Origin of the sequence: Brevibacterium sp. 2SA (assembly GCF_005502845.1) — a bacterium.
In the GTDB taxonomy this organism is placed as follows: Bacteria; Actinomycetota; Actinomycetes; order Actinomycetales; family Brevibacteriaceae; genus Brevibacterium.
The window spans coordinates 1-13,870 of sequence record NZ_SCMW01000037.1; the positions used below are offsets into that span (position 1 = coordinate 1).

Here is a 13,870-nt window from a genome sequence, read left to right on the forward strand (position 1 = left end):
GGAGGAGATCGAGGACATCGCCCCCGCCATCGAACTCGCTCGCACCCGCGGCATCGACGTCGAGGGCCCGTTCCCGTGCGACACGCTCTTCGGTCGCGCCGCCGGCGGCGACTACGACGGGGTCGTGACGATGTACCACGACCAGGGGCAGATCGCGATGAAGCTGCTCGGCTTCGATCAGGGGGTGACCGTCCACGGCGGGCTCCCGATCCCCATCGCCACCCCCGCCCACGGCACCGCGCACGGGATCGTCGGCACCCGCACCGCCGATCTCAGCCCGAGCCAGCACGCCTTCGACCTCGCTGTGGCGATGGCCGCCTCGCGCCGGGACACGGCTGCCGCGCAGGACCCGATGACCGGGACGACCGCCTCGGCGGGGGCTGAGACGCGATGAACGGAATGGAGGAGCCATGAACACGGTCACTGCGAAGAATCCGCCCCGCAACCGCCCTGAGGTCTCCGACGTCATCGGCACCGCGATCCTCGGGGTCGTCGGAGCCGTGGCAGCGGTCATGGGGATCGGCTACGGGCTGAGCGTCGACAGCGGCGAGGTGGGGCCGGGCCTGCTGCCGTTCCTCACCGGCACCTTCATCTTCCTCGCCTCGGTGGCGGAGATCTTCCGTCTCTTCTTCGCCCGCGTCGGAACCTCGGGCGGGCGCATCATGTCCGCCGTCGAGGACATCGAGGCCACGGCCGCGGAATCGATCGACTCCGCCTCCGAGGCGGTCTCAGCCAGCGGGGACGACGTCGACACCTTCGGTCGCACGGAGAAGCAGCGCAACCGCGCGCCCTTCGTCATCTTCGCGACCTTCGGCATCGCCCTCGCCCTCGTTCCGGTCCTCGGCCTCATCATCGCGCTGTCCCTGGCGATCCTCTTCCTCCTCATCGTCGTGGAGAAGCAGAAGTGGTGGACCTCGGCGGCGGCGACGATCGGGGCCGCCGTGTTCGTCTACATCGTCTTCGGCCTCGTCCTCTCGGTTCCCATGCCGACGGGGATGCTCGGCCTGATCTGAGGAGTTCTCATGATCGACAATCTCATGCTCGGGCTGGAGACCGCGGTCAGCCCGGAGAATCTGCTGTGGTGCTTCGTCGGCGTGCTGCTCGGCACGGTCATCGGATTGCTGCCCGGCCTCGGATCGACCACGGGCGTGGCGATCCTCCTGCCCGTCACCCTGACGTTCGACCCGGTGACCGCGCTCATCATGCTCGCCGGCATCTACTACGGGTCACAGTACGGGTCGTCGATCAGTTCGATCCTCATCTCGACCCCCGGTGACTCCTCGAGCGTCGTGCTCACGATCGACGGCTATCAGATGGCGCGGAAGGGCAGAGCCGGAGCGGCGCTGGCGATCTCGGCTCTCGCCTCGTTCTTCGCCGCCATCGTCTCCCTCATCGGCCTCATCGCCCTCGCACAGCCGATCGCCCGGTTCGCCCTCAACTTCGGTCCGGCCGAGAACCTCGCGATCATCCTCCTCGGCATGGCGACGATCGTGTCGTTCGCCGGGGAGAACATCCTGCGCGGCATCACGATGGCCGCGGCCGGACTGCTCGTGTCGATGGTCGGGGTCGCCTCGGGATTCTCCACGGCGCGGTTCACGTTCGGCAGCGTCAATCTCCTCTCCGGCCTCGACTTCGTCGCCGTGATGATCGGCATCTTCGCCGTCGGTGAGGTCCTCCACCAGATCCGCCGAGGCGGGGAGAAGCCCATCCGCGCCGGTTTCCGGGATCTGCTCGTGACGAAGGAGGAGCTGCGGCGGGCGTTCCCGTCGACGGTGCGCGGCACCGGTCTCGGCTTCACCGTCGGAGTCCTGCCCGGCGCCGGGGCGACGCTCGCGACGTTCCTCGCCTACGGTGTCGAGAAGCAGGTGAGCCGGTTCCGGCAGTTCATCGGCAAGGGCGCACCCGAGGCCGTGGCGGCTCCCGAGGCGGCGAACAATGCGGCCGCGAACGCGAGCTTCATCCCGACCCTCGCCCTCGGCATCCCCGGCAGCGGCACGACGGCGGTCCTCCTCGGCGCCTTCATCATCTTCGGTCTGCAGCCCGGACCGCTGCTCTTCCAGCAGGAGCCGGATCTCGTGTGGGGTCTGCTCGTGAGCTTCTTCTTCGGCAACCTCATCCTGCTCGTGCTCAACCTGCCGATGGCGCCGGTGTTCGCGCAGATCCTGCGGATCCCCTACGTCTACCTCTATCCGATCGTGCTGATGATGAGCTTCATCGGCGCCTTCGCGCTCGGCAACAACATGTTCACCCTGTGGATCGTGTTCTTCTCCGGGCTGCTCGGCTACTTCATGAAGCGCTTCGACTTCCCCGCCGCGCCGTTCGTCCTCGGCCTCGTGCTCGGCCCGCTGCTCGAGAAGTACCTCGTGCAGACCTCGGCGCTGGGCAACGGCAGCCTGCTCATCATGTTCCAGCAGCCGCTCTCGCTCATCCTCACCCTCGCGGCCCTCGTCGCACTGGCCTACCCGCTCATCGCCGCGGTCATCCGCAACCTGCGGACCCGGCGGGCCGATGCGAAGCAGCGCGAGACCGTGACGCACTGAGGCCGCCGCGGCCGGTCACATCTCTTCGTGCGTGAGCGGGTCCCGGTCCTTCATCCGGCCGCGCTCGAGTCCGGAGATCGCAGCCACCTCGGCGGGGGTGAGGCTGAAGCCGAAGATGTCGGCGTTCGTCCGCTGGCGGGCCGGGTTCGCGGACTTCGGGATCGGGATGCTGCCGATCTCGACGTGCCAGCGCAGCACCACCTGGGCCGGTTCGACGCCGTGGGCGGCCGCCGCCTCGGTGATGGGCGCTTCGGCGAAGAGCCCGCCGTCGCGGTAGAGCGGTGACCACGATTCGGTCTGGACGCCGATCGACCGGTGGAAGTCGACGAGCGCGGTCTGCGGGAAGTACGGGTGGAGCTCGACCTGGTTGACGGCGGGGGTCACGCCGGTGGCCTCGATGAGTTCGGTGAGCATGTCCGCGGTGAAGTTCGAGACGCCGATCGATGTCACGAGTCCACGGTCGCGCAGTTCGATGAGGCCGCGCCACGTGTCGACGTACTTGCCGACGCTGGGGTTGGGCCAGTGGATGAGGTGGAGGTCGAGGTGGTCGAGGCCGAGTCGGGCGAGGGATTCCTCGGTGCTCGCGATCGCCTCGTCGAAGCCGTGGTGGCGGCCGGGGATCTTGCTCGTGACGAACAGGTCCTCGCGGGCGACGGGGCTCTCGGCGATCGCGCGACCGACTTCGCGTTCGTTCTGGTAGTTGACCGCGGTGTCGAGCAGTCGGTAGCCGCCGGCGATGCCGGCGTCGATCGCCGCGACGCCCTCGTCACCGGTCATCGCGTAGGTGCCGAGGCCGATCTGCGGGATCGGACGACCATCATTGAGATCGACGGTGGGAATCGGGGTGCCGTTGCCGGATTCAGTCATGATTCCACCCTACGACCGTCAGCGCACGACCGCACCCGTTGCCCTCACCTGCAAGTGTCGACGTCGGGGTCGTCTCAGGACTGCGAGTCCGCTTCCGCCTCGACGAGCCTGGCCAACGTCCTCGGTGCGGTGCTGCGGTAGGAATCGGTGAGCAGCTCGCGGAGTTCCGCGTCGGGAAGGTCGTCGATGTCGATGCCGATCCATCCGGTGGGCCCCAGGTACATCGGGACGAACGTGTCGTCGCGCTCGAGCATCACCTCGGCGTCTTCAGGATCGAGCAGGAGGAGGACGGCGTGCGGATGCTGCTCCATCTGCCCGGTCACGTGCTTCTCCGTGCCGCCGAAATACGCGAAGATCTTCTTCGTGAAGAACGCCGGGCGACCGTGCGAGACCTTCTCCTGCGCATCGGGATACCCGAGCGCGAGCGTCCGGAACCGCGCGAGCACCGGGTCATCATCGTCGAACATCTGCGCGTGCGCCATGTCCTCACGATACTCCCGCCGAGGCGGGACGGCCCGAACCCCGACGAGGACGATCCTCCGCCCGACAACGGCGCATGAAATCATCGTGGCGCGTGCGTGAACTCGGGCGACTTGTGTAGACAAGTCACGCCGAGGTTGGTCAACTGGTCGTCTATGGACGACCAGACCTCGACTGCGACCGCGGGCTCCAGCCGCCGCGACACCGCGACCCGGACCACCCCGACTGCCTCCGCGACCCCGACTGCCTCCGCGGATCTTCCCGCCGCCTCATCGAATCCTCTGCCCGGGCCTCCGGCGGCGACCGCCGAAGCGCTCGTCTGGCTCGGCGATGATCGCTTCGACCGGCAGACCCTGCCGATCCCGGTCCTCGCGGACGGGGAGAGCCTCGTGCGCCTGAGCGCCGCGACCGTCTGCGGATCGGACCGCCACACGGTCTCCGGCCATCGCTCCGGGGCCTGTCCGTCGGTGCTCGGCCATGAGGGAGTCGGCGTCATCGAGGCGACGAGGGGCGATCTCACCGTCGGCGAGCGCGTCGTCTTCGCCGTCACCTCGGTGTGCGGGACGTGTGAGAACTGCCGGCGTGGACTGAGCGCGAAATGCGCCGCGGTCGCCAAGGTCGGCCACGAAGCAACCGACTCCGGCTGGGCCCTGTCGGGCACCTACGCGTCGCACATCCTCCTGCCCGCCGGCGTCGCGGTCGCCCCCGTTCCCACGCACGTGCCCGACGCCGTCGCGGCGACCGCCGGCTGTGCGGTGGCCACGGTCATGGCCGCCCTCGACGCGGCCGGGGAGCTGGCCGGACGACGAGTGCTCATCAACGGCCTCGGGATGCTCGGACTCGCCGCGGTCGCGGCGGCGAAGGCACGCGGGGCTGCCGAGGTCGCCGCGTTCGACCCCGCCCCAGACCGTCGCACCCTCGCCGCCGCGGCAGGCGCCGACGTCCTCGTCACCGGTGACGGAGACACCCCTGCCGAGGTCGACGTCGCCATCGAACTCTCCGGCGCTCACGCGGGAGTCCGCACGTGCCTGGACGCGCTCGGCGTCGGCGGCACCGCGGTCCTCGTCGGCAGCGTCTCACCCGGCCCGGACGTCACCGTCGACCCCGAACGCATCGTCCGCGGGTGGCGCACGATCACCGGGGTCCACAACTACGAGCCCCGGCACCTCACCGCCGCCGTCGACTTCCTCGCCACCGCCGGATCGGTGCTGCCCTGGGACGACATCCTCGGCGGCCCCATCGGGCTGACCGATCTGCCGGCGGAGTTCGCCCACCCCACCCCGGGCCTGCGCACCGTCGTCGACCTCCGTCGCTGACGGCAGACTCTCAGCTGCGGGCTGCCTCGAGGTCCTCCCGCAGCGCCCGGCCCGCTGCCCCGATGTCACTCGCCGAGGTGATGAACCGGAATCCCTGCTCCTCCCGCAGCTTGGCCTCCGCCCCGGTCGAGCAGTGGATGCCCGGCACGATGCTGGCGGAGTCCGCGGCGGTGCGGATGCGCACGAGCGCCTCGGCGTGGGCGTCGTTGGGCTGGCCCGGATCCGTGCCGACGGCGAACGCGAGGTCCGCCGGGCCGACGTAGACCCCGTCGACGCCGGGCACCGCGCAGATGTCCTCGACGGCGGCGAGCGCCTCGGCGGTCTCGATCATGACGAAGAGGAGCGGACGGGCGGCGCGGGAGTCCTGCACCCGGCCGGTGAGGATCTCCGCGGTCGGACCCCACGAGCGGCGGCCGCCGCGACTCGGGTAGTCGAGCGCGGCGACGGCTGCCTCGGCGTCGGCGACGGAATCGATGAGGGGAACGATGATCGCCTCGACGCCGGCGTCGGCGAGCAGCCCGATCTCCGTGAACCGGTTCGCCGCGACTCGGGCCGTGACGAGCGCGGACCCGTGTGCGCGGACGGCATCGGACAGGCGCACGACGTCACCGGACCGGGCGAGACCGTGCTGGAGGTCGAGGCACACGTAGTCGAACCCGGCCGCCGCCCCGATCGTCGCGAGCTCCGGGGCCGCCGACATCATCCACAGGCCGTTGTAGATCGCCCCGTCGCCGAGGCGGGCGCGATGGGTCTCGAGTGCAGCAGTCATGGTTTCATCGAACCATATCGCGGCGCCGCGGCGGTGGGGACGACCGCGATCCGGGCGGGCCTATGATGAGAAGCGCCGACCGCCGGCGACCGACCCGAAGGAGCACGCATGGCGTACCGCACGGATGACGAGATCATCGCCGCCCAACCCGATTCCGTCGCGCGCACCCTCACCGTCGACGTCGCCGACGGCATCCGGCACACCGCGCAGTCGCTGACCCAGACCTTCCCCGTCTCACTGGAGAACCTCTGGGAGGCGTGCACCGATCCCGAGCGCCTCGGCAAGTGGTTCGCGCCCGTGGCCGGTCACTTCCGGCTCGGCGGACGCTACGTCATCGAGGACAACGCCGAGGGCACGATCACGGCCTGCGAACCCCGCGAATCCTTCACCCTGACGTGGGAGAGCGCCGGTGATGAGAGCGTGGTCGACGTGCGCATGGCCAAGGACGGCCGCCACGCCCGGCTCACCCTCGAACACCGGTTCACCGCCGAGGCCGACGCCGACTTCTGGACGCAGTTCGGCCCCGGTGCCGGCGGGGTCGGCTGGGACCTCTCGTTCCTCGGTCTCGCCCTCTACCTCGAGTCCCGCAGCGATGAGCCCCGCGACGAGGCGACGTTCGAAGCCGAATCCGCCCACGACTTCATCCGCATCGTCAGCGATCGCTGGGCTGAGGCGTCCCGGCAGGCCGGCACCCCCGACGACGAGGCCCGGGCCGCCGCCGAGCGCACGACGGCGTTCTACCTCGGCGAGGGCGACAGCTGACCCAGCACCGGCTTCACTGAGGCGGTCATCGGGGTCCGCTGCGGGCCGCCCCGACCGAGAGGCGGGCGATGTCGCGGAGGACGTTGAGCTCCTCGCTGCCGTCGAGCAGCGACTTCAGCTCGGTCGCGGCATTCGTGAGCAGTCCGCGGTAGGCCCCGGCGACGTTGTCGGGTTCGCGGGAGAGCGGATAGGACACGCAGAGCGCGAAGACCGTGGGCCCGACCGTGAAGGCGACACTCGCCGAGGCGGTCCCCTTGACCCGTGCCTGCTTCGTTGCGTAGAACTCCTGCGGACTGCCCGGTCCGCACAGGGCGAGCGCCCCGGACCCGCCGTCGACGAGCGGGAGGATCGTGCCGACGCTGCGCGTGACCCGCAGTTCGTGGTCGGCTTCGACGTTGCGCACGCACACGCGGTCCTCGCCGACGCGGACCCACAGCTGCACGGACTCGCTCGCCCGGGTCCGCAGGTGCTCGAGGACGGAGTTCGTCGTCGCGATGCTCCGCCGCCCGGGGAACGGCCCGAGTCGCAGCAGACCCGAAGGGTCGCGGACGATGAACCGGTGGGCGCGCAGATCGGCGAGCAGCCGGTAGGTCGTCGACTTCGAGTAGCCGAGTCGCCGGCACACCTCGGCGGCGGTCAGCGGTGAGTCCTGAAGGGCGGTGAGGATCGCTGCGCTGCGGGCGATGACCCCGACCTCCTGCACTTCACCGGTCGGCGGGGTCTCCGCGGACCTGCGGTTGCCGCCGTCGGGCGGGTCCGGGTCCGGTCCGGCGCGCACCTCGGCGATGGGGTTCGCCTCTGCCGTGTCGATGGACCGTGCCATGGGGGCCTTCCTCTCGTGTCTGACGGTGTGCGGTCGGGTCAGCCGACGCTGACGTCGGCCAGGAGCTTCCGCCGACGCACCCACCAGCGGAAGAGGAACGGACCAACGATGCCGGCGAGCATGAGGATGATGATCGCCAGGGACACCGGCCGGGTGAAAAGGGGCGCGATCGAACCGCCGGAGATCTGGAGCATCCGGCGGAAGTTGTCCTCGAGGAGCGGGACGAGCACGAGCGCGAGGATCGACGGGGCGAGCGGGATGCCGCCCTTCTCCATGAGGTAGCCGATGACCCCGAAGATGCCGAGCAGCAGGAGGCCGAAGAGGCTGAATTCGATCGCGTAGGCGCCGATGACGACGAGGACGAGGATCGCGGAGAAGAGGATCTCCTTGGGCATCTTGAGCAGTTTGACGAAGACGCCGACGAGCGGGAGGTTGAGGATGATGAGCGCGACGTTGCCGATGTACATGCTCGCGATGATCGTCCAGATCAGCGCCGAATCGTCACGGAAGATCAGCGGTCCCGGCTGGAGCCCGTACATCGTGAAGACGAAGAGGAGCAGCGCCGTCGTCGCCGATCCCGGAATGCCGAGGCTGAAGAGCGGGATCATCGCCCCGCCGACGCCGGCGTTGTTCGCCGCCTCGGGACCGGCCACGCCTTCGATCGCCCCGTGCCCGAACTCGTGCTTCCGCCGTGAGATCCGCTTCTCCATGATGTAGGACATGAATGATGCGAGCGACGGCCCGACCCCGGGCAGAACGCCGATGATGAAGCCGAGGACCGACCCGCGCGCCCACGGTCCCGCCGAGCGCTGCCAGTCCTCCTTCGTCATCCACCTGTCGCTGCCGAAGCTCTGGATCTCCTCCTTCGCTCCGCGCCCGAGGGCGAGGTTGCGGATCGCCTCGGGGATCGCGAAGAGCGCCATCGCGAAGATCGTGAAGTCGATGCCGTCGGAGAGGAGTCCGATGCCGAAGGTCTGGCGCGGCAGCCCCGTCTGGAAGTCGAGGCCGATGAGGCCGACGGCCAGCCCGATGAAGATCGAGATGAGCGCCTTGGCCCGGGACCCCGCCGACATCGTCGAGGCGAGGAGCAGCGCGGTGGCCATGAGGAGGAAGTACTCGGTGGCGCCGAAGTAGTTCGCGAGCTGGACGAGCAGCGGGGAGAGGAAGGTCAGCCCGATGATGGCGAGCGTGCCGGCGAGGAACGACCCGATCGCCGCGGTCGCGAGCGCGGCTTTGGCCCGACCGCGGCGGGCCATCTCGTAGCCCTCGATCGCCGTCACCGCGCTGGCGACCTCACCGGGGGTCTTGATGAGGGTCGCGGTGATCGACCCGCCGTACATCGACCCGTAGTAGATGCCGCAGAGGAGGATGAGCCCGTGCACCGGCTCCATGCCGAAGGAGACGGGGATGAGGATCGCGATCGCCGAGATCGGTCCGATGCCGGGCAGGACGCCGACGACGGTGCCGAGGAGGACCCCGAGCAGGGCGAAGGCGAGACTGGCCGGCTGCACCGCTGCGGCGAAACCGCCGGCGAGGTCACCGAGAGTGTCCATGTCCGTGCCTCCCTCTACCCTAGGATTCCCACGGGCAGGTAGACCTGCAGCCCGTAGACGAAGGCGACGTAGATGATGACGGAGAAGAGCACCGAGTAGAGGAGGTTGCGGATCCACTTCTCCGGGGCGTAGAGGCTCGTCACCGTCATGAGGAAGGCCGCCGTCGAGAGGAGGAAGCCGACGGGAATGACGATCGCGAGGTAGACGAAGAAGAGCGCGAACTGGAGCACGACCCTGCGGGCCGGCGGGTCCTCGGGCGCGGGGAGGACGACGCCCGAGGCGGGTTCAGGCTCCTTGTCGCCGGGGGCCGTGTCTGCAGGCGTCGCGTCTGCGGCTGTCGTGTCGCCGGGCCCTGTGTCTGCCCTGGTCGCGTCCACAGCCGTCGCATCTGCCCTGGTCGTGCCCGCGGCCGTCCTCCTCCCCTGCCACAGGGCCTGACCGGCGAGGAAGAGACCAAGGATGATCAGTCCTGCCCCGACGATCGCCGGGAACGTCCGCGGCGTGACGATGTCGGACGTCTCCTGGATGGAGAACGTCGCGAGGTAGTAGATCACGCCGATGACGGCGACGACGACCCCGGTGACGAGGTCGCGCCTCGTCGCGGTCATTTCTCCGAACCGATGCCGGTGGCCTTGACACCCTCGTCGACGGTGGTCGCGGCCTCCTTGACGTAGGCCTGCGCGTCCTCGCCGGTCTTGAACTCCGGTGCCCATTGGTTCTTCTTGACCGTGTCCTCCCAGGTGGGTGACGTGCTCATCTCCTCGAGCGTCGTCGCCCAGTAGTCGACGGCGGTCTGCGGCATGTCCGCGGGACCGTAGACCCCGCGCCAATTGCCCAAGGTCACGTCGTACCCGGAGTCCTTCGCCGTCGGCACCGTGTCGAAGGGAGCCGCCAGCGGCTGCTCGGCGAACGTGACGAGGGGGACGATGTCGCCGGCTTCGAGCACGGACCGGAACTCGCTGAGCCCGGCGATCGCGACCTTCGCATCGCCGTTGAGCATCGCCGTCGTCTGTTCGCCGCCGCCGTCGTAGTTGACGAAGTTGACGTCGGCGGGCTTGACCCCGGCGGCCTGGGCGAAGAGCGCGAACGGCAGCGTGTCGTCACCGGCTGCGGCGACGGTGACCTTCTGCGGGTCGTCCTTGAGCGCGGCGACGAGGTCCTCGAGGTTCTGGATGTCGCCGTCCTTCGGGCCCACGACCATGAAGTCCTCGACGTAGAGCGTGGCGATGAGAGTGGCATCCTCCGGGCCGTACTCGCACAGTCCCCGCGCCTTCATCGTCTGGCTCGCCAGCGACGTGATCGCGATCTGATCGTCCTTGCCCTTGTCCTGCTGCATCATCGTCGTCAGCCACGAGCAGCCCGTGCCGCCCGGCCGGTTCTGCACCGGCAGCGGCGAGGTGACGAGTTCGTCGCGCTGCAGCGCCTCGACGACGGCGCGTGCGGTCGTGTCCCATCCTGATCCGGGTTCGGCCGGGGCCGTCACCGTCACCGGGCCGCTCGGGTAGTCCCCGCTCTCGCCGGGCGGCTGCGCCTTGCCCTGGCACCCCGAGAGGACGAGCGCGGTCGCTGCCACCGCGGCACCGATCCCCGCCCAGCGTGTCCTTCCCCGCCTCATCGCCGAGGCGGTCGCCGCGCCGCCCGTCGTTCCTGTCTGACCTGAGATCTCCGTTGATCGCATTGTCACTCCTTCACCGGCTGCAGTTGCCTGCAGTGCCCTTTCTTCTTCCGTCTGCGTGCGGACCTCTGTCGGCGGAAGCCCCGCGGTCGCGGAACCCGTCGCGGGTCATGGCGACTGCACCTCCGCCTCGGTGCGCTCGGGTGCGTCCTCGCTGCCGGCGAGGTCATCGTCGCCGTCACCGGCCGCCGCGTGCGCTCGCGTGCTCGGGTGCTCGGCCTCAGCGCCGGGCACCGGCTCCTCCGGGTTCTGGTCGCGGTAGATCCCGTTGTGCTCCCCCGGGGCGGGCACGTCGCTGCGCTTCGGCAGATGCACACCGTCGAAGGTCAGCGGCAACAGCGGGACGTCGACGCGCTCTCCGGTCGGCAGCGCCGTGGCCGCCAGCGCCCCGGAGGCGACGAGGTGGGGGTCGGCGGTGAGATCGGCGGGCGTGTTGACGGGAGCGACCGGGAGGCCGCGCCGAGTGCACTTCTCGACGATCTCGTCGAGGCTGAGGTGGGACAGCGCGGCCTGGAGGACGCGGTGGATCCGGTCGCGATTGTCGACGCGCCCCTGATTGTCAGCCAGGGCGGGGTCATCGGCGAGCTCGGTGAGTCCGAACTCGTCGCAGAGGTCACGCCACTGTCCGTCGCTGACGGCGGCGACGAAGACCTGGCTGTCGTCCCGGTCGCGGAAGATGTCGTAGACCGCCCAGGTCGCCCGCCGGGTGGGCATCGGCCGCAGCGGTTCGTCGCTCAGCTGCGCTTGGGCCATGTGGGTGCCGACGAGGAACGCGTTGTTCTCGAAGAGCGCGGAGTTGACGACCTGCCCGTAGCCGGTCCGCTCCCGAACCCGCAGCGCCGAGAGGATCCCGATGACCCCGAACATGCCGCCCATGATGTCGTTGACGCTCGCCCCCGCGCGCAGGGGCTGGCCGGGCGGTCCGGTCATGAAGGCGAGACCGCCGAGCATCTGGACGACCTCGTCGAGGGCGGTCCGCTCACCGTAGGGGCCGGTGAGGAAGCCCTTGAGCGAGCAGCAGATGAGTCGCGGATTGCGCGCGGCGAGCTCCTCATAGCCGAAGCCCAGGGACTCCATGCGCCCGACGCGGAAGTTCTCGAGGACGACGTCGGCGGAGTCGATGAGGGTGAGTGCGATGTCACGGTCGGCCGCCTCGGCGATGTCGAGTTGGACGCTGCGCTTGTTGCGGTTGAACGCGGGGAAGAGTCCTGAACCCGAACCCGGGAGGTAGCGGGTCTTGTCGCCGCCTCCGCGGGGTTCGATCTTGATGACCTCGGCGCCGAGGTCGGCGAGGATCATCCCGCAGCTCGGCCCCATGACCATGTGGGAGAACTCGATGACGCGGATGCCGTCGAGCGGCAGCGGTTCGGGGCTCGTGGTCGTGTCCTCTGCGCTCATGGCTCGCCCCGCTCAGCTCGTCAGGTTCGCGGGAACCGCGGGGATCTGGGACAGGCTCGAGGTGAGGTCGTGGCCGACGGCCGCGGTCAGCGGCGTGCGGACCTGGGCGAGCGCGTCGACGTCGATGCCGGTGGCGACCCCTTCGCGGTGGAGGAGGTGGACGAGGTCGTCGGTGCCGATGTTGCCGGCGGCTCCGGGGGCGAACGGGCATCCGCCGAGGCCGCCCATGGCGGCGTCGAAGTTCTCGATGCCGAGGTCGAGGGCGGTGATGACGTTGGCCATGCCGAAGTTGTACGTGTCGTGGAGGTGGAGGCTGACCGGCTTGCCGGGGAAGGCGTCCATGACCGCCGAGGTGTTCGCGGCCACGAGCGAGGGGTTGGCGTTGCCGATGGTGTCGGCGACTCCGATGCTGTGCGCGCCGGCGTCGACGAAGGGACGGAGGACCTCGACGAGGCGGCCGGCGTCGGTGATGCCGTCGAAGGGGCAGATGAAGCTCACGGCCGTCGTGATGTCCCAGCGCAGTCCATGTTCGGTGGCGTAGTCGGCGGCGGCGAGCAGGCGTTCGGTGGCCTGCGCGATCGGAGCGTCGGAGTTCGCCTGCGAATGGCCTTCGGAGGCGGAGACGACGAGTTTGATGTTCTTCGCCCCGGCATCGACGGCCCGCTGTGCCCCTTTGAGATTGAAGACGAGGGTGAAGAACTCGACGCCCTGGTCCTCATAGGGCTGGAGGCGACGCAGCACATCGTCGGTGTCGGCCATCTGCGGGACCTTCTTCGGGTTGACGAAGGAGCCGACCTCGAGCTGGGTGAGGCCTGCGGCGATGAGCCGTTCGGCGAGTTCGACCTTGACGTCGGTGGGCACGATGGTCGACTCGATCTGGAGGCCGTCGCGCAGCGTCGTATCGAGGATGTGAACCGCGGTCGGCCGAACCATGAGACTCCTTCGGGGTGGCTCCCGGTCAGCGGGACGGCCGGCCGGGATGCCTGGTGCTGCACGCACCGTTGCGTGCTGTTGTCAGGGATACCATAGCCCCGCGCGCACGGGGAAGAAGCAGCGGTCGGTATGTGAGAGCGAAAGGGAAACTCATCGACGCAGTTCCCGTTTTTCGGGAATGGTCGCGGCACTCAGCGTCGGGTGCCGACGGTCGCTCAGCGTTGGGGACGGTAGTCGAGGACGACGGCGCCGGATCCGAGTTCGGTCCGCCCTGTGAGTTCGAGGTCGAGTCGCGGCTCGAGGCCCGCGAAGAGGTAGGGTCCGTGTCCGGCGACGCGGGGGTGGATGACGAACTGGTACTCGTCGATGAGTCCCAGCTGTGCCAGCGCTGCCGGCAGGGTCACGCCGCCGACGGCGATGCCGTCGGTCGAGTCGGCCTTGAGGCGTTCGATCTCCGTCCTCAGGTCACCGGTGATGAGCTGCGAGTTCCAGCCGACCTCGGTGCGGGTGGAGGAGACGACGAACTTCCGTGCGGCATTGATCGCCTGGACGAACGAATCCTCGGCGATCTCGGGTGCAGGGTTTCGCCAGGCCGCTTCCATCATCTCGTAGGTGGTCCGGCCGAAGAGGAGGCCGTCGGCGCAGAGGAGGTTCTCGGCGTGATGGCGGTGGAGCTCCTCGTCGACGACACCCTCGCGGTGGTCGACGCAGCCGTCGAGGGTGACGTTGATGGCGTAGCGCAGCGCGGCCATGG

Annotated in this window: 15 protein-coding genes; 5 read left to right on the forward strand and 10 right to left on the reverse strand. The window is 69.3% G+C overall.

Translation table 11 applies throughout. From position 1 onward, the window contains the following. From FFS20_RS12555 to FFS20_RS12565, 3 genes are all read left to right on the forward strand, one after another. On the forward strand, window positions 1-394 hold a 394-nt coding region (locus FFS20_RS12555), incomplete at its 5' end, for a 4-hydroxythreonine-4-phosphate dehydrogenase PdxA (RefSeq protein WP_171007077.1). A gap of 16 nt (window positions 395-410) precedes the next feature. Then, window positions 411-1,013: a tripartite tricarboxylate transporter TctB family protein gene (locus tag FFS20_RS12560; protein ID WP_137826185.1), complete on the forward strand. Its 603-nt coding sequence runs from the start codon at window positions 411-413 to the stop codon at window positions 1,011-1,013. A 9-nt stretch (window positions 1,014-1,022) separates the two neighbouring features. Then, window positions 1,023-2,540, forward strand: coding sequence for a tripartite tricarboxylate transporter permease (locus FFS20_RS12565; RefSeq protein ID WP_137826186.1), 1,518 nt, complete (start codon window positions 1,023-1,025; stop codon window positions 2,538-2,540). A 15-nt stretch (window positions 2,541-2,555) separates the two neighbouring features. Here the strand turns inward: FFS20_RS12565 and FFS20_RS12570 are convergent, their stop codons facing one another. Continuing rightward, window positions 2,556-3,407, reverse strand: coding sequence for an aldo/keto reductase (locus FFS20_RS12570; protein WP_137826187.1), 852 nt, complete (start codon window positions 3,405-3,407; stop codon window positions 2,556-2,558). A 74-nt stretch (window positions 3,408-3,481) separates the two neighbouring features. Then, window positions 3,482-3,889: an MmcQ/YjbR family DNA-binding protein gene (locus FFS20_RS12575; protein WP_249356837.1), complete on the reverse strand. Its 408-nt coding sequence runs from the start codon at window positions 3,887-3,889 to the stop codon at window positions 3,482-3,484. Window positions 3,890-4,042: 153 nt separating this feature from the next. Between FFS20_RS12575 and FFS20_RS12580 the strand changes: the two genes are divergently transcribed. Next, window positions 4,043-5,203 carry a zinc-binding dehydrogenase gene (locus FFS20_RS12580; protein WP_137826188.1) on the forward strand — a complete coding sequence of 387 codons (1,161 nt, stop codon included), beginning with the start codon at window positions 4,043-4,045 and terminating at the stop codon, window positions 5,201-5,203. A 10-nt stretch (window positions 5,204-5,213) separates the two neighbouring features. Here FFS20_RS12580 and FFS20_RS12585 read toward each other — a convergent pair whose 3' ends face one another. After that, entirely contained in the window at window positions 5,214-5,972 is a 759-nt protein-coding gene (locus FFS20_RS12585; protein WP_137826189.1) for an aldolase/citrate lyase family protein, read from the reverse strand. A gap of 108 nt (window positions 5,973-6,080) precedes the next feature. Here FFS20_RS12585 and FFS20_RS12590 point away from each other — a divergent pair, with 108 nt between their 5' ends. After that, on the forward strand, window positions 6,081-6,734 hold the full coding sequence (locus tag FFS20_RS12590; RefSeq protein ID WP_137826190.1) for an SRPBCC domain-containing protein: 654 nt from the start codon (window positions 6,081-6,083) through the stop codon (window positions 6,732-6,734). A gap of 25 nt (window positions 6,735-6,759) precedes the next feature. On the opposite strand, the gene FFS20_RS12595 is transcribed toward FFS20_RS12590, so the two are convergent. The 7 genes from FFS20_RS12595 to FFS20_RS12625 form a co-directional block, all read right to left on the reverse strand. After that, window positions 6,760-7,557: a helix-turn-helix domain-containing protein gene (locus FFS20_RS12595; protein WP_137826191.1), complete on the reverse strand. Its 798-nt coding sequence runs from the start codon at window positions 7,555-7,557 to the stop codon at window positions 6,760-6,762. A gap of 38 nt (window positions 7,558-7,595) precedes the next feature. Further along, on the reverse strand, window positions 7,596-9,110 hold the full coding sequence (locus FFS20_RS12600) for a tripartite tricarboxylate transporter permease (RefSeq protein WP_137826192.1): 1,515 nt from the start codon (window positions 9,108-9,110) through the stop codon (window positions 7,596-7,598). Window positions 9,111-9,124: 14 nt separating this feature from the next. Continuing rightward, window positions 9,125-9,718, reverse strand: a complete 594-nt coding sequence (locus FFS20_RS12605) for a tripartite tricarboxylate transporter TctB family protein (protein WP_137826193.1) — start codon at window positions 9,716-9,718, stop codon at window positions 9,125-9,127. Beyond that, window positions 9,715-10,788 carry a tripartite tricarboxylate transporter substrate-binding protein gene (locus FFS20_RS12610; protein WP_249356838.1) on the reverse strand — a complete coding sequence of 358 codons (1,074 nt, stop codon included), beginning with the start codon at window positions 10,786-10,788 and terminating at the stop codon, window positions 9,715-9,717. The genes FFS20_RS12605 and FFS20_RS12610 overlap by 4 nt, the downstream gene beginning before the upstream one ends. Before the next feature lie 105 nt (window positions 10,789-10,893). After that, the gene (locus tag FFS20_RS12615) at window positions 10,894-12,183 is read right to left on the reverse strand and encodes a CoA transferase (RefSeq protein WP_137826194.1); all 1,290 of its coding nucleotides are present in this window, start codon (window positions 12,181-12,183) and stop codon (window positions 10,894-10,896) included. A gap of 12 nt (window positions 12,184-12,195) precedes the next feature. After that, window positions 12,196-13,116, reverse strand: coding sequence for a hydroxymethylglutaryl-CoA lyase (locus FFS20_RS12620; protein ID WP_137826195.1), 921 nt, complete (start codon window positions 13,114-13,116; stop codon window positions 12,196-12,198). Between the two features lie 215 nt (window positions 13,117-13,331). Continuing rightward, complete coding sequence (locus FFS20_RS12625) at window positions 13,332-13,868, reverse strand: dihydrofolate reductase family protein (RefSeq protein ID WP_137826196.1); 537 nt, start codon at window positions 13,866-13,868, stop codon at window positions 13,332-13,334. Window positions 13,869-13,870: the final 2 nt, after the last annotated feature.

Excerpts from the sequence above, each read along its gene's own strand:
- FFS20_RS12560 (WP_137826185.1), top strand. The coding sequence starts at position 411 with ATGAACACGGTCACTGCGAAGAATCCGCCCCGCAACCGCCCTGAGGTC.
- FFS20_RS12565 (WP_137826186.1), top strand. The coding sequence starts at position 1,023 with ATGATCGACAATCTCATGCTCGGGCTGGAGACCGCGGTCAGCCCGGAG.
- FFS20_RS12570 (WP_137826187.1), bottom strand. The coding sequence starts at position 3,407 with ATGACTGAATCCGGCAACGGCACCCCGATTCCCACCGTCGATCTCAAT.
- FFS20_RS12575 (WP_249356837.1), bottom strand. The coding sequence starts at position 3,889 with ATGGCGCACGCGCAGATGTTCGACGATGATGACCCGGTGCTCGCGCGG.
- FFS20_RS12580 (WP_137826188.1), top strand. The coding sequence starts at position 4,043 with ATGGACGACCAGACCTCGACTGCGACCGCGGGCTCCAGCCGCCGCGAC.
- FFS20_RS12585 (WP_137826189.1), bottom strand. The coding sequence starts at position 5,972 with ATGACTGCTGCACTCGAGACCCATCGCGCCCGCCTCGGCGACGGGGCG.
- FFS20_RS12590 (WP_137826190.1), top strand. The coding sequence starts at position 6,081 with ATGGCGTACCGCACGGATGACGAGATCATCGCCGCCCAACCCGATTCC.
- FFS20_RS12595 (WP_137826191.1), bottom strand. The coding sequence starts at position 7,557 with ATGGCACGGTCCATCGACACGGCAGAGGCGAACCCCATCGCCGAGGTG.
- FFS20_RS12600 (WP_137826192.1), bottom strand. The coding sequence starts at position 9,110 with ATGGACACTCTCGGTGACCTCGCCGGCGGTTTCGCCGCAGCGGTGCAG.
- FFS20_RS12605 (WP_137826193.1), bottom strand. The coding sequence starts at position 9,718 with ATGACCGCGACGAGGCGCGACCTCGTCACCGGGGTCGTCGTCGCCGTC.
- FFS20_RS12610 (WP_249356838.1), bottom strand. The coding sequence starts at position 10,788 with ATGCGATCAACGGAGATCTCAGGTCAGACAGGAACGACGGGCGGCGCG.
- FFS20_RS12615 (WP_137826194.1), bottom strand. The coding sequence starts at position 12,183 with ATGAGCGCAGAGGACACGACCACGAGCCCCGAACCGCTGCCGCTCGAC.
- FFS20_RS12620 (WP_137826195.1), bottom strand. The coding sequence starts at position 13,116 with ATGGTTCGGCCGACCGCGGTTCACATCCTCGATACGACGCTGCGCGAC.
- FFS20_RS12625 (WP_137826196.1), bottom strand. The coding sequence starts at position 13,868 with ATGGCCGCGCTGCGCTACGCCATCAACGTCACCCTCGACGGCTGCGTC.